Source organism: Streptomyces sp. CRCS-T-1, assembly GCF_024442335.1.
Lineage (GTDB): Bacteria > Actinomycetota > Actinomycetes > Streptomycetales > Streptomycetaceae > Streptomyces > Streptomyces koelreuteriae.
Genome location: NZ_CP101651.1, coordinates 6,338,474 through 6,350,929, shown reverse-complemented (window position 1 = coordinate 6,350,929; position 12,456 = coordinate 6,338,474). Strand labels below are relative to the sequence as shown.

15 protein-coding genes are annotated in these 12,456 nt (G+C 72.2%); 5 read left to right on the top strand and 10 right to left on the bottom strand.

The window, feature by feature from the left end; all coding sequences use genetic code 11:
- Positions 1-68 precede the first annotated feature (68 nt).
- The gene (locus NNW99_RS28745; protein WP_215122070.1) at positions 69-704 is read left to right on the top strand and encodes a TIGR03085 family metal-binding protein; all 636 of its coding nucleotides are present in this window, start codon (positions 69-71) and stop codon (positions 702-704) included.
- Positions 705-765: 61 nt separating this feature from the next.
- On the opposite strand, the gene hisF is transcribed toward NNW99_RS28745, so the two are convergent.
- Genes hisF through hisD form a run of 8 tightly spaced genes read right to left on the bottom strand, consistent with a single transcriptional unit; the run spans position 766 to position 6,479 of the window.
- Positions 766-1,521: an imidazole glycerol phosphate synthase subunit HisF gene (hisF, locus tag NNW99_RS28740; protein ID WP_215122069.1), complete on the bottom strand. Its 756-nt coding sequence runs from the start codon at positions 1,519-1,521 to the stop codon at positions 766-768.
- Positions 1,518-1,913, bottom strand: a complete 396-nt coding sequence (locus NNW99_RS28735; RefSeq protein ID WP_215122068.1) for a RidA family protein — start codon at positions 1,911-1,913, stop codon at positions 1,518-1,520. The genes hisF and NNW99_RS28735 overlap by 4 nt, the downstream gene beginning before the upstream one ends.
- Positions 1,910-2,650 (bottom strand): bifunctional 1-(5-phosphoribosyl)-5-((5-phosphoribosylamino)methylideneamino)imidazole-4-carboxamide isomerase/phosphoribosylanthranilate isomerase PriA, encoded by a 741-nt coding sequence (gene priA / locus NNW99_RS28730; RefSeq protein WP_215122067.1) that lies wholly within the window; start codon positions 2,648-2,650, stop codon positions 1,910-1,912. Before priA ends, NNW99_RS28735 begins: the two co-directional genes overlap by 4 nt.
- Complete coding sequence (gene hisH / locus NNW99_RS28725; protein WP_370869165.1) at positions 2,650-3,294, bottom strand: imidazole glycerol phosphate synthase subunit HisH; 645 nt, start codon at positions 3,292-3,294, stop codon at positions 2,650-2,652. Before hisH ends, priA begins: the two co-directional genes overlap by 1 nt.
- Positions 3,291-3,455, bottom strand: a complete 165-nt coding sequence (locus NNW99_RS28720; RefSeq protein WP_215122065.1) for a hypothetical protein — start codon at positions 3,453-3,455, stop codon at positions 3,291-3,293. The genes hisH and NNW99_RS28720 overlap by 4 nt, the downstream gene beginning before the upstream one ends.
- Complete coding sequence (gene hisB / locus NNW99_RS28715; RefSeq protein WP_215122064.1) at positions 3,452-4,045, bottom strand: imidazoleglycerol-phosphate dehydratase HisB; 594 nt, start codon at positions 4,043-4,045, stop codon at positions 3,452-3,454. The genes NNW99_RS28720 and hisB overlap by 4 nt, the downstream gene beginning before the upstream one ends.
- A complete protein-coding gene (locus tag NNW99_RS28710; RefSeq protein WP_215122063.1) occupies positions 4,042-5,157 on the bottom strand; it encodes a histidinol-phosphate transaminase in 1,116 nt (371 codons plus the stop codon). Before NNW99_RS28710 ends, hisB begins: the two co-directional genes overlap by 4 nt.
- Positions 5,154-6,479, bottom strand: a complete 1,326-nt coding sequence (gene hisD, locus NNW99_RS28705) for a histidinol dehydrogenase (protein ID WP_215122062.1) — start codon at positions 6,477-6,479, stop codon at positions 5,154-5,156. Before hisD ends, NNW99_RS28710 begins: the two co-directional genes overlap by 4 nt.
- Before the next feature lie 178 nt (positions 6,480-6,657).
- On the opposite strand from hisD, the gene NNW99_RS28700 reads away from it, so the two are divergent.
- The 4 genes from NNW99_RS28700 (at position 6,658) to ybaK (ending at position 10,655) form a co-directional block, all read left to right on the top strand.
- The gene (locus tag NNW99_RS28700; RefSeq protein ID WP_215122061.1) at positions 6,658-8,235 is read left to right on the top strand and encodes an oxidoreductase; all 1,578 of its coding nucleotides are present in this window, start codon (positions 6,658-6,660) and stop codon (positions 8,233-8,235) included.
- 121 nt (positions 8,236-8,356) lie between these two features.
- The gene (locus NNW99_RS28695) at positions 8,357-9,388 is read left to right on the top strand and encodes a hypothetical protein (RefSeq protein ID WP_215122060.1); all 1,032 of its coding nucleotides are present in this window, start codon (positions 8,357-8,359) and stop codon (positions 9,386-9,388) included.
- 11 nt (positions 9,389-9,399) lie between these two features.
- A complete protein-coding gene (locus tag NNW99_RS28690; RefSeq protein WP_215122059.1) occupies positions 9,400-10,140 on the top strand; it encodes an LON peptidase substrate-binding domain-containing protein in 741 nt (246 codons plus the stop codon).
- Positions 10,141-10,151: 11 nt separating this feature from the next.
- Entirely contained in the window at positions 10,152-10,655 is a 504-nt protein-coding gene (ybaK, locus tag NNW99_RS28685) for a Cys-tRNA(Pro) deacylase (protein ID WP_215122058.1), read from the top strand.
- 134 nt (positions 10,656-10,789) lie between these two features.
- Here the strand turns inward: ybaK and NNW99_RS28680 are convergent, their stop codons facing one another.
- The gene (locus NNW99_RS28680; RefSeq protein WP_215122057.1) at positions 10,790-11,503 is read right to left on the bottom strand and encodes a DUF2567 domain-containing protein; all 714 of its coding nucleotides are present in this window, start codon (positions 11,501-11,503) and stop codon (positions 10,790-10,792) included.
- Positions 11,504-11,559: 56 nt separating this feature from the next.
- Positions 11,560-12,381 carry an ABC transporter permease gene (locus NNW99_RS28675; RefSeq protein ID WP_215122056.1) on the bottom strand — a complete coding sequence of 274 codons (822 nt, stop codon included), beginning with the start codon at positions 12,379-12,381 and terminating at the stop codon, positions 11,560-11,562.
- Between the last annotated feature and the right edge of the window lie 75 nt (positions 12,382-12,456).

The following is a 12,456-nucleotide window of genomic DNA, read 5'->3' as shown; positions in this document are numbered from 1 at the left end:
GGGCGCCACCGACAGTGCCGGTGGAGTGTCCACTGTCCGGACCAGGTGCGCGGTCGTAGGCTGGCCGCATGTCGACCCATGCCAAGCGTGAACGACTTCTCCTCGCCGATCTGTTGGAGACCGCGGGCCCGGACGCGCCCACTCTGTGCGAGGGCTGGACGACGCGGGACCTCGCCGCGCACGTGGTGGTGCGCGAGCGCCGCCCGGACGCCGCGGGCGGGATACTGATCAAGCAGCTCGCGTCGCGTCTGGACCGGGTGATGGCCGAGTACACCGGCAAGCCGTACGAGGAGCTGATCCAGCTCATCCGTACGGGCCCGCCGCGCTTCTCGCCCTTCTCCCTCAAGCCGGTCGACGAGATGTCGAACATCGTCGAGTTCTACGTCCATACGGAGGACGTCCGGCGCGCCCAGCCCGACTGGTCGGTGCGCGAGCTCGACGCGGTCTTCCAGGACGCCCTGTGGTCGCGTCTGGAGCGCACCGCCCGGCTGATGGGCCGCGGCGTCCCGACGGGCCTGGTCCTGCGCCGCCCCGACGGCCAGACGACGGTCGCGCAGCGCGGTACGCCGGTGGTCACGGTGACGGGCGAGCCGTCGGAGCTGGTCCTGTTCTCCTACGGCCGGCAGAGCGCGGCCAAGGTCGACCTGGACGGCGACGAGGACGCCATCGCCAAGCTGCACGAGACGAAGCAGCTCGGCATCTGAGGCGGGGCAGGAGAGAGCCCCGGCCGCGCGGCCGGGGCTCCGACGGAGCACGGAAAGGTCGTCACCGCACCGGGTGACCCGCCTCCCGCAGCGTGTCCTTGACCTCGCCGATGCGCAGGTCCCCGAAGTGGAAGACCGAGGCGGCCAGCACCGCGTCCGCGCCCGCCTCGACGGCCGGCGGGAAGTCGGTCAGCTTGCCGGCGCCGCCGGAGGCGATGACGGGGACGGTGACGTGGCCCCGTACGGCCCGGATCATCTCCAGGTCGTAGCCGTCCTTCGTGCCGTCCGCGTCCATGGAGTTGAGCAGGATCTCGCCCGCGCCCAGCTCGGCGGCCCGGTGTGCCCACTCGACGGCGTCGATGCCGGTGCCGCGACGGCCGCCGTGGGTGGTGACCTCGAAGGAGCCCGACTCGGTGCGTCGGGCGTCCACCGAGAGGACCAGGACCTGCCGGCCGAAGCGCTCGGCGATCTCGCGGATCAGCTCGGGGCGGGCGATCGCCGCCGTGTTGACGCCGACCTTGTCCGCGCCCGCGCGCAGCAGCTTGTCCACGTCCTCGGCGGTGCGGACGCCGCCGCCGACCGTGAGCGGGATGAAGACCTGCTCGGCGGTGCGGCGCACCACGTCGTACGTCGTCTCGCGGTTGCCCGACGAGGCGGTGATGTCCAGGAACGTCAACTCGTCGGCGCCCTCGGCGTCGTACACCTTGGCCATCTCGACGGGGTCGCCCGCGTCGCGCAGGTTCTGGAAGTTGACGCCCTTGACGACCCGGCCGTTGTCCACGTCCAGGCAGGGGATGACTCGGACCGCCAGGGTCATGAATCCACGGCTCCTCTATACGCTTCCACTTCGACCGACACCAGGACCCGGGAGTCGATGAACCCCTCCACGACCAGCAGGGTCGTGACCGGTCGCACGGTGTCGAACAGTTCCTTGTGGGCCCGGCCCGCCGCGTCGACGTCCCGCGCGTGGGCCAGATACATCCGGGTGCGGATCACGGAGTCGGGGGTGAGTCCGAACTCGGCGATCGCCTCCAGGGCGGTGGTGAAGGCCACCTTGGCCTGCTCGTAGGGATCGCCCTCGCCGTAGAGCACATCGCCCTTGAAGGCGGTCGTACCCGCGACCAGCACCCGGTCGCCCGCCTCGACGGCACGTGCAAAACCGAAGGACTCTTCCCAGGGACTTCCGCTCCGCACGCGCCGGGGGGTCATGACGACACAGCCTCCAAGGCCTCTTCCAGGGTGAACGCCTTCGCGTACAGCGCCTTCCCTACGATCGCTCCCTCGACACCGAGGGGGACGAGCTCGGCGATGGCCCGCAGGTCGTCCAGCGAGGACACGCCGCCGGAGGCCACGACCGGGCGGTCGGTGGCGGCGCAGACGTTGCGCAGCAGCTCCAGGTTGGGGCCCTGGAGGGTGCCGTCCTTGGCGATGTCCGTGACGACGTACCGGGCGCAGCCCTCCTGGTCGAGGCGCGCCAGCGTCTCGTAGAGGTCGCCGCCGTCGCGGGTCCAGCCCCGGCCGCGCAGGGTGGTGCCGCGTACGTCGAGGCCGACGGCGATCTTCTCGCCGTGCTCGGCGATGACCTTGGCGACCCACTCGGGGGTCTCCAGGGCGGCCGTGCCGAGGTTCACCCGCTTGCAGCCGGTGGCCAGGGCGGCGGCGAGGGTGTCGTCGTCGCGGATGCCGCCGGACAGCTCCACCTTGATGTCCATGGCGCTGGCGACCTCGGCGATCAGCTCGCGGTTGTTCCCGGTGCCGAACGCGGCGTCCAGGTCGACCAGGTGCAGCCACTCGGCGCCGGAACGCTGCCAGGCGAGGGCGGCCTCCAGGGGGGAGCCGTAGGAGGTCTCCGAACCGGACTCGCCGTGCACCAGTCGGACGGCCTGGCCGTCGCGGACGTCGACGGCGGGGAGGAGTTCGAGCTTCGGGGAGGACTTCGGGGACATCAGAGGGTTCCGATCCAGTTGTTCAGCAGCTGCGCTCCGGCGTCGCCGGACTTCTCGGGGTGGAACTGCGTGGCCCACAGGGCGCCGTTCTCGACGGCCGCGACGAACGGCTTGCCGTGCGTCGACCAGGTCACCTTGGGGGGTTCGAGGGTCGGGTTGTGGGTCTCCAGCGACCAGTCGTGGACGGCGTAGGAGTGCACAAAGTAGTAGCGGGCGTCCGCGTCCAGGCCGTCGAAGAGCCGCGAGCCGGGCGCGGCCTCCACGGTGTTCCAGCCCATGTGGGGCACGACGTCGGCCTGGAGCGGCTCGACCGAGCCGGGCCACTCGTCGAGGCCGTCGGTCTCCACGCCGTGCTCGATGCCGCGCGCGAAGAGGATCTGCATGCCGACGCAGATGCCCATGACCGGGCGGCCGCCGGAGAGCCTGCGGTCGACGATCCAGTCGCCGCGCGCCTCGCGCAGGCCCTTCATGCAGGAGGCGAAGGCGCCGACGCCGGGGACGAGCAGCCCGTCGGCGTTCATGGCCTTGTCGTAGTCACGGGTGATCTCGACGTCGGCTCCCGCGCGGGCGAGGGCACGCTCGGCGGAGCGGACGTTGCCGAAGCCGTAGTCGAAGACGACCACCCTTTTCTGAGGGGCGCTCAATTCCACACCTCCAGCCGCATCACACCGGCCACCAGGCACATCGCGGCGCCGATCGACAGCAGCACGATCAGGCCCTTGGGCATCTTCTGCTTGACGAAGGAGTAGATCCCGCCCGCGAGGAACAGGCCGACGACGATCAGCAGGGTCGAGATGCCGTTCACAGGGCGCCCTTCGTGGACGGGAGGATGCCGGCCGCGCGCGGGTCACGCTCGGACGCGTAGCGCAGGGCCCGGGCCAGGGCCTTGAACTGGCACTCCACGATGTGGTGCGCGTTGCGCCCGTAGGGCACGTGCACGTGCAGCGCGATCTGGGCCTGGGCCACGAAGGACTCCAGGATGTGCCGCGTCATCGTGGTGTCGTACTCGCCGATCATCGGCGCCATCTTCTCGGGCTCGGTGTGCACGAGGTAGGGGCGGCCGGACAGGTCGACGGTGACCTGCGCGAGGGACTCGTCCAGCGGGACCGTGCAGTTGCCGAAGCGGTAGATCCCCACCTTGTCGCCGAGGGCCTGCTTGAAGGCGGCGCCCAGCGCGAGGGCGGTGTCCTCGATGGTGTGGTGCGAGTCGATGTGCAGATCGCCCTGGGTCTTCACGGTCAGGTCGAACAGACCGTGCCGGCCGAGCTGGTCGAGCATGTGGTCGTAGAAGCCGACGCCGGTGGAGATCTCCGTCTTGCCGGTGCCGTCGAGGTCTATCTCGACGAGGACCGTGGTCTCCTTGGTCGTCCGCTCCACGCGTCCGGTGCGGCTCATTGACTCTGCTCCTTCTTCAGTGCACGGACCGCGTCGAGGAACGCGTCGTTCTCTTCGGGGGTCCCGGCTGACACCCGCAGCCACCCGGGGATGCCGTTGTCCCGGACCAGGACGCCCTGGTCGAGGATCTTCTGCCAGGCCGTGTGCGAGCCGCCCTCGCCGTCGAATCGCCCGAACTGCACGAAGTTGGCATCGGACTCGACGACCTCGTAGCCGGTCGCGCGCAGTTCGCGCACCAGCCGGTCCCGCTCGGCCTTGAGCTGCTCGACGTAGCCCAGCAGCGTCTCGGTGTGCTCCAGGGCGGCCAGGGCGGTCGCCTGGGTGACGGCGGAGAGGTGGTACGGCAGGCGGACGAGCTGGACGGCGTCCACGACGGCCGGGTGCGCGGCGAGGTAGCCGAGGCGCAGGCCCGCCGCGCCGAACGCCTTCGACATGGTGCGGGAGACGACGAGGTTCGGGCGGCCCTCGATCAGCGGCAGCAGCGAGTCGCCGTGGCTGAACTCGATGTAGGCCTCGTCGACCACGACCATCGACGGCTTGGCCGCCTGCGCGGCCTCGTACAGCGCGAGGACCGTCTCGGGCGGGACCGCGTTGCCCGTGGGGTTGTTGGGGGTGGTGATGAAGACGACGTCGGGCCGGTGCTCGGCGATCGCCTTCTCGGCGGCCGCCAGGTCGATCGTGAAGTCCTCGTTACGGGGCCCGGAGATCCAGCCCGTGCCCGTGCCGCGCGAGATGAGCCCGTGCATCGAGTACGACGGCTCGAAGCCGATCGCGGTGCGGCCCGGCCCGCCGAAGGTCTGCAGCAGCTGCTGGATGACCTCGTTGGAGCCGTTGGCCGCCCAGACGTCGGCCAGGCCGACCTCGTGGCCGGACGTCTCCGTGAGGTACGCGGCGAGCTTGGTGCGCAGCTCGACCGCGTCCCGGTCCGGGTAGCGGTTGAGGTTCCTGGCCGCCTCACGGACCCGCTCGGCGATGCGCTCGACCAGCGGCTCGGGCAGCGGGTAGGGGTTCTCGTTGGTGTTCAGCCGTACGGGGACGGCCAGCTGGGGCGCGCCGTAGGGGGACTTGCCGCGCAGCTCGTCCCGTACGGGGAGATCGTCGATGCCTGTCACTTGCCTTCTGGAACCTTCCACCCGAACCGTGCCTTGATCGCCGCGCCGTGCGCGGGCAGGTCCTCCGCCTCCGCCAGCGTCACCACATGGTGCGCGACCTCGGCCAGCGCGTCCTCGGTGTAGTCGACGATGTGGATGCCGCGCAGGAAGGACTGGACGGACAGGCCCGAGGAGTGGCAGGCGCAGCCGCCGGTGGGCAGGACGTGGTTGGAGCCGGCCGCGTAGTCGCCGAGGGAGACGGGGGCCCAGGGGCCGATGAAGATCGCGCCGGCGTTGCGGACCCGGTCGGCCACCGCGGCGGCGTCGGCCGTCTGGATCTCCAGGTGCTCGGCGCCGTACGCGTCGACGACCCTCAGGCCCTCGTCGATGCCGTCGACCAGGACGATCGCGGACTGCTTGCCGGACAGGGCGGGGACGATCCGGTCGTCGACGTGCCGGGTGGCCGCGATCTGCGGCTCCAGCTCCTTCTCCACGGCGTCCGCGAGCTCGACGGAGTCGGTGACGAGGACGGCGGCGGCCAGCGGGTCGTGCTCGGCCTGGCTGATCAGGTCGGAGGCGACGTGCGCCGGGTCGGCCGTGTCGTCGGCGAGGACGGCGATCTCGGTCGGGCCGGCCTCCGCGTCGATGCCGATCTTTCCGGTGAAGTAGCGCTTGGCGGCGGCGACCCAGATGTTGCCGGGGCCGGTGACCATGTTCGCGGGCGCGCAGGACTCGGTGCCGTAGGCGAACATCGCGACGGCGGTGGCACCGCCGGCCGCGTACACCTCGTCGACGCCGAGCAGCGCGCAGGCGGCGAGGATGGTGGGGTGCGGCAGGCCGTCGAACTCGGCCTGGGCGGGAGAGGCGAGCGCGATGGACTCGACGCCGGCCTCCTGCGCGGGCACCACGTTCATGATCACGGAGGACGGGTACACCGAGCGGCCGCCGGGCGCGTAGAGCCCGACCCGCTCGACCGGCACCCACTTCTCGGTCACGGCGCCGCCGGGCACGACCTGGGTGGTGTGCGTGGAGCGGCGCTGGGCGCGGTGGACGGTCCGGGCGCGGCGGATGGACTCCTCCAGGGCCGCGCGCACGGCCGGGTCGAGCTCCTCCAGCGCGGAGGTGAGCGCGGCGGCGGGCACCCGCACCCGGTCGAGCCTGACCCCGTCGAACCGCTCGGCGAAGTCGATCAGCGCCGCGTCGCCCCGATGATGCACGTCCTCGCAGATGGGACGCACCTTTTCCAGGGCGGCCGCTACGTCGAATTCGGCTCGGGGCAGCAGGTCACGCAGGGCGGTGCCCTCGGGGAGGGCGTCGCCGCGCAGATCGATTCGGGAGATCACGTGCTCAATTCTCTCAGACCTGGGTGAGGCGTCGTCCGCGCGTATCAATGGCTGATACAGAACGGCGCGGGAAGCCGGACGATCCCCTTCACTTTTCGCGTTCGGTGCGTCACTCAGCGGGCATGAACTGTTGTACGAAGAAACCAACCCGCGAGTACCCGGGGAGGAAGGGAAGAGCGTGACCGAGGGGGCCGGCATGCGTGCCGGGGATGTGCCCGAGGACCTGACCGCGGCCGAGGCCGGCATGTGGCAGGCCTTCCGCAACGGCAGCGTCTACGACCTGAGCAGCGGCGATCCGCTGGTGGACGATCCGCACGGCGGCAGCCCGTGGGGCGAGGAGCGGACCGTGCGGGCCCGGATCGTCTGCTGGCTGCTTCTCGACGGCCCGCCCGCCCTGGCCGGCCGGGTGTCGGCGCTGAAGCTGGCCGGCATACGCATCAGCGGCTCGCTGGATCTCGCGGGGGGCACGGTGGTGCCGTACGTGGAGATGCGCCAGTGCCGGTTCGAGCAGGACGTGCTGCTGCCGGAGGCCCGCTTCACGACCCTGCGGATGGTGGACTGCTCGGTGCCGCGCCTGGAGGCGGCCAGGGTGCACACCGAGGGCGATCTGCATCTGCCGCGCTGCCGGTTCCACCGCGGCATCCGGATCACGGACGCGCAGATCGGCACGGATCTGATGCTCAACCAGTCGATCGTGCACCGGGACCGCAGCGGCCGGTCGATCGCCGCGGACGGCCTGACCGTCGGCCAGGACTTACAGGCCGAGCTGCTGGAGTCGCACGGCGAGCTGAGCCTGCGCGCCGCCACCGTCGGCGTCTCGCTGAGCCTGCGCGGCGCGCGGCTGGTCAACCCCTACGAGCGGCTCGCGCTGAACGCCCCGCAGCTGACCGTCGAGCGCAGTCTGTATCTGACCCCGGCGGGGGTCGGCGCCCAGGCGATGAGCGGGATGACCCCGGCGCGCGGCACCCGGATCCAGCGGTTCGAGTGCGAGGGCGGGATCCGGCTGGACGACGGGCGGTTCGGCGACGCCGTCGACTTCGAGCGGGCCCGGTTCGCCCTCGGCGAGGACCAGGAGCTGTCGCTGCGCCGGGTGCAGACGCCCGAGCTGCGCTTCCTCGGGGAGCATCCGGCGCGCGGGCGGGTGGTGCTGTCCGGGGCGAAGATCATCAACCTGATGGACCGGGCGGACGCCTGGCCGGGCCCCGGGCGGCTGCACATGGGCGGCTTCGCCTACGAGAATCTCGTGCCGCGCGGCCCGTTCCCACCGGCCGAGCGGCTGGAGTGGGTGGCGGCGGCGACCGCCGAGTACAACCCGGAGCCGTACGAGCGTCTCGCGTCCGTGCTGCGGGCCGGCGGGGAGGACCAGGAGGCCCGTGAGGTGCTGCTCGCCAAGCAGCGCCGGCACCGCGAGAGCCTGCCGCCGGCGGCCAAGCTGTGGGGCTATGTGCAGGACTGGACGGTCGCCTACGGGTACCGGCCGGGCCGGGCCGCCGTATGGATGGCGGTGCTGTGGGCGGCGGGCTCGTTCGCCTTCGCGCAGGCCGGCCATCCGCCGCTGAAGCGGGGCGAGCATCCGGAGTGGAGTCCCACGCTCTTCACGCTCGATCTGCTGCTGCCGGTCATCGACCTGGGCCAGGTGGGGTTCTGGCAGTTGCGCGGGGGCTGGCAGTGGCTGGCGACGGCGATGATCCTGCTGGGCTGGATCCTGGCGACGACGGTGGCGGCGGGGGCCACACGGCTGCTGCGGCGCAACTGATGGTGCCGGTGTGACCCATGTTGTTGAACTGTCACACCTTTACCTTCTCTTGACCATCGGGCGTACAACTTTCGGCGAGTTCACCGAACCATCTGGCGCCGCTGTGACCAGCGGTCTTTCAATGGTCGACACCATGGCTCTGCAGCTCCCGTTCATCCGCGCGAGCCGGATGACAAGGACCGCCCCCCACCCCGTCGGCAGACCGAGCGCCGACGACGAGGTGCTGCTCGACGCGCCCGACGCCCGGCTGAGTCCGGCCCTGGTCGCCGCCGCCCGCGGCGACCACGGACCGGCCGCCGGGCTGCTCCAGGCCACCCGCGCGGCGGCCGAGTGGGAGCGACGCGACCGGTACGTGACCCGGCTGGCCGCCTTCGCCCGCTCCCGCCCCGAATGGCTGGACGCCTGGCTCGCCACCGCCCCGCACGACCCCGACGCGCTGCTGGTCGGGGCCCAGCTCGCGGTGGACCGCGCCTGGCTCTCCCCGGCCCGCGCCGAGCTGCTGCGCGAGGTGAGCCCGCTGCTCACGGCCGCGGCCCGGGGCGAGACGCGGGACCCGGTGCCGTGGCGGCTCGCGCTCGACCACGCACGGGGCGCGCAGGCCGGGCACAAGTACTTCGAGGAGCTGTGGGCGGCGGCCGTACGCCGTGCCCCGCACCACTACGGCTGCCATGTGGCGGCCCTGCGCTATCTGGCCGCCTTCTGGCACGGTTCGCACCAGGAGTGCTTCGACTTCGCCGACCGGGCCGCGCAGGACGCCCCCGCCGACGCGCTCGCCCAGGCGCTCCCGCTGCGGGCGGCCTTCGGCTATCTGACCGACGGCTGCGGACCCGAGGTGCCCCGCGCGCGGCTGGACGCCGCCGCCGACCGCGCGATCGCGCTGTCCCCGCTGCTGCCGGCGGCCGACCCCTGGCCCGCCCGGATGCGGAACATGCTGATCTTCGTCCTGGTGTGCCTGGAGCGCCGGCCGGACGCGGCCGAGCAACTGCGGCTGAACGGCCCGTACGCCACCTCCTTCCCCTGGGACCAGGTGTCGGACGACCCGCTCGGACACTTCCTGCGGGTACGCGACGACATCCGGGCCGGGGCGGCGGGCCGGCCCTCCTGGCATCCACGGAGTGACCGGGGCGGACGAGTCCGCTCCGGCGACCATTAGGCTTTTGCGTCGTGACCACCGTCCGGCTCCCCCTCTTCCCCCTGAACTCGGTCCTGTTCCCGGGGCTCGTGCTCCCGCTCAACGTCTTCGAGGAGCGGTATCGCGCCATGATGCGCGAGCTGCTGAAGACCCCGGAGGACGAGCCGCGCCGGTTCGCCGTCGTGGCGATCCGCGACGGCCACGAGGTGGCCCCGAGCGAGCCCGGCATGCCCGACCCGACGGCGCTGCCCGACAAGGGCCCGCTGGCCGGTTTCGGCGCGGACCCGGTCAGGGCGTTCCACAAGGTGGGCTGTGTGGCGGACGCGGCGACGATCCGGGAGCGGACCGACGGCTCCTTCGAGGTGCTGGCGACCGGCACCTCCCGGGTGCGGCTGCTGTCCGTCGACGCCTCCGGCCCCTTTCTGACGGCCGAACTGGAGACGCTGCCCGAGGATCCCGGCGACGAGGCCGCGCCGCTGGCCGAAGGAGTGCTGCGGTCCTTCCGCCAGTACCAGAAGCGGCTGGCCGGCGCGCGGGAACGCTCCCTGGCGACCGGTGCGGAGCTGCCCGACGAGCCGGGCGTGGTGTCGTATCTGGTGGCGGCGGCGATGATGCTGGACACCCCGTCCAAGCAGCGCCTGCTCCAGGCCCCCGACACGGCGTCCCGCCTGCGCGACGAGCTGAAACTCCTTCGCTCGGAGACGGCCATCATCCGTAATCTGCCGTCGTTGCCGGCGTCGGAACTGACGCGCGGCCCGATGAGCCTCAACTGAAGCGGACCGGCATGGCGAAGAAGTCGAAGAAGCAACAGCAGCAGGGCGGCACGCCCGCGACGGTCGCCCTCACGACGGCGGGCGTGGACTTCACCGTCCACTCCTACGACCACGACCCCGCCCACCCGTCCTACGGCGAGGAGGCGGCCGAGGCGATGGGCGTCTCACCCGACCGGGTCTTCAAGACCCTGGTGGCGGACGTCGACGGCACCCTGACGGTCGCCGTGGTCCCGGTCGCGGGCCAACTGGACCTCAAGTCCCTGGCGGCAGCGGTCGGCGGCAAACGCGCCACGATGGCCGACCCGACCCTGGCCGAACGCACCACGGGCTACGTCCGCGGCGGCATCTCCCCCTTGGGCCAGCGCAAGAAACTCCCCACGGTCCTCGACGCGTCGGCCTCGACCCACCCGACGATCTGCGTCTCGGCGGGGAGGAGGGGGCTGGAGGTGGAGCTGTCACCGGAGTCCCTGGCCACACTGACGGAGGCGGTCCTGGCACCGGTCAGCCGGGCCTAGAGCCTGCGGGCAGTCGAGCCTCCTGCCCCAGCTGCGGGCATGCGTGCCGCTAGGGGCGGCACGGGTGGGCGCAGACGGCGCCCCGCTCCGCCGGGCTGCGGACCCACCCGCGCCCCAGCCCCGACGCCGAGCACCTACGCGGCAGGCGGCGCCTCGTACGCCCCCTCGGGAAACTCCGGCTCAGGATCCCGAGGCCCGAACAACCCCGTAAGCCCCAGATGCAACACCAGCGCGGCCAACGGCCAGGCCAGCAACGCCCCCTTCGCCCCCAACTTCAACGGCGCGGAGAACGTCACCCCCCGCCCCACATCCCTCGCCCGCGCGATGACATCCTCCGCGGGCCCGAGCCACACCCCGAGCCGCCACGCCAGCAACGACCCGAGCAGCCCGCCGACGGCCAGCCCCACCACCAGCGGCACACCCCCACGCCGCCGCAGCAGGAAGACGACCAGCGCGCTGACGACCCCGAAGCCCAGCCCGAGCAGCGTGAACGTCCCGTCGACCCCGACGGCCTGCTCGCCCTCGGTGTCCTTGAGGTAGACGACCCAGTTGCCCTCCACCACGTCACCGACCAGCGGCACGTGCGGCGCGAGCCACCACCACAGCGCCCCGAGCAGCACCCCGCCGAGCGCGACGGCCAGCGAGATCACGGCGGCTTCCCGTACTTCGGTCTTCATGCCGGGGCCGTCCTGTCCGTACCAGCCGTGCCCGGCGCCCTCGGCGTACTCGGCGTGCTGAGACCCGGGAGCCTGGGGCCCGTTCGCCCCGGGCCCGGCGGCCGGCGGCTGCCACGCGTCCTGCGCGGAACGTTCATGCGGTGGCGGTGGCGGAGTCAGTGGTGCGGTCACCCTGCCATCGTGCCAGTCCCGCCTGTGCGCCGCGTCACCGGACGACCGCTCCGCGCTCACCGGACGGCCGCCCGGCGGTACGCCCAGGTCGCCACGGCCAGCGAGACGACGCCCACCACCCCGCACACCGCGAGGTCACCGAGCACGAAGGCCCAGTCGGGATGCGGCTCGAACGTCCGCGCGAAGGCCTCGACCCCATAGGTCGACGGCAGCAGATCCCGCGCGAAGCGCACGACCTCCGGCATCCGGTCCGCCGGCAGCACGCCCAGCAGCAGCGCCGCCGACATGCCCAGCTGCCCGAGCAGCGTGGCCAGCTCCGGCCGGGGCGCGAGCAGCCCCAGCGCCGCCCCCAGTCCGGCGAGCGCGGCGCCCGCGAGCGGGATCACGGCCAGGAGGACCCACAGATGGGCCAGCGGCAGCCCGAACAGCGCGCAGCCGAAGATCGCCGTCACGATGGTCCCCGGCACGGTGAACGAGGCGTACGCGCCCGCCGCGCCCAGCACCACCGCCGCCGGCGGCACCGGCAGGGTCGCGTAGTGGTCGAGTCCGCCGCTCGCCCGAAGCTGCCCGAAATACTGCGCGAGCAGGTTCAGCGCGACGAAGGCCACGACCAGGACCGAAGAGCCGGCGACGACCGCCTGCGCCTCCGCCCCGTCGTCCACGACCCCGCGCATCAGGATCATGATGCCGATCGACTGGAAGGTCGCCACGAACAGCAGCGGGATCCGCGCGACCCGCGCCCGGGACAGCTGCGCCCGGTACACGGCCGCCAGCGAGGGCCACAGCCGCGCCCTGGGCCCGAGCTCGGCCGCGCACGCGGCGGGCTCCTCCACGGCCAGGGCACTGCCCGGCAGGACATCGGCGGGTACGACACTCACGTCGCGCTGCTCCCCTTCGCTCGGGTCCACTGCGGCAGTCGCCCTGTTCGGTACGTATGCGGCGGCCTGTGTACT

Excerpts from the sequence above, each read along its gene's own strand:
- NNW99_RS28745 (WP_215122070.1), top strand. The coding sequence starts at position 69 with ATGTCGACCCATGCCAAGCGTGAACGACTTCTCCTCGCCGATCTGTTG.
- hisF (WP_215122069.1), bottom strand. The coding sequence starts at position 1,521 with ATGACCCTGGCGGTCCGAGTCATCCCCTGCCTGGACGTGGACAACGGC.
- NNW99_RS28735 (WP_215122068.1), bottom strand. The coding sequence starts at position 1,913 with ATGACCCCCCGGCGCGTGCGGAGCGGAAGTCCCTGGGAAGAGTCCTTC.
- priA (WP_215122067.1), bottom strand. The coding sequence starts at position 2,650 with ATGTCCCCGAAGTCCTCCCCGAAGCTCGAACTCCTCCCCGCCGTCGAC.
- hisB (WP_215122064.1), bottom strand. The coding sequence starts at position 4,045 with ATGAGCCGCACCGGACGCGTGGAGCGGACGACCAAGGAGACCACGGTC.
- NNW99_RS28695 (WP_215122060.1), top strand. The coding sequence starts at position 8,357 with ATGGTCGACACCATGGCTCTGCAGCTCCCGTTCATCCGCGCGAGCCGG.
- ybaK (WP_215122058.1), top strand. The coding sequence starts at position 10,152 with ATGGCGAAGAAGTCGAAGAAGCAACAGCAGCAGGGCGGCACGCCCGCG.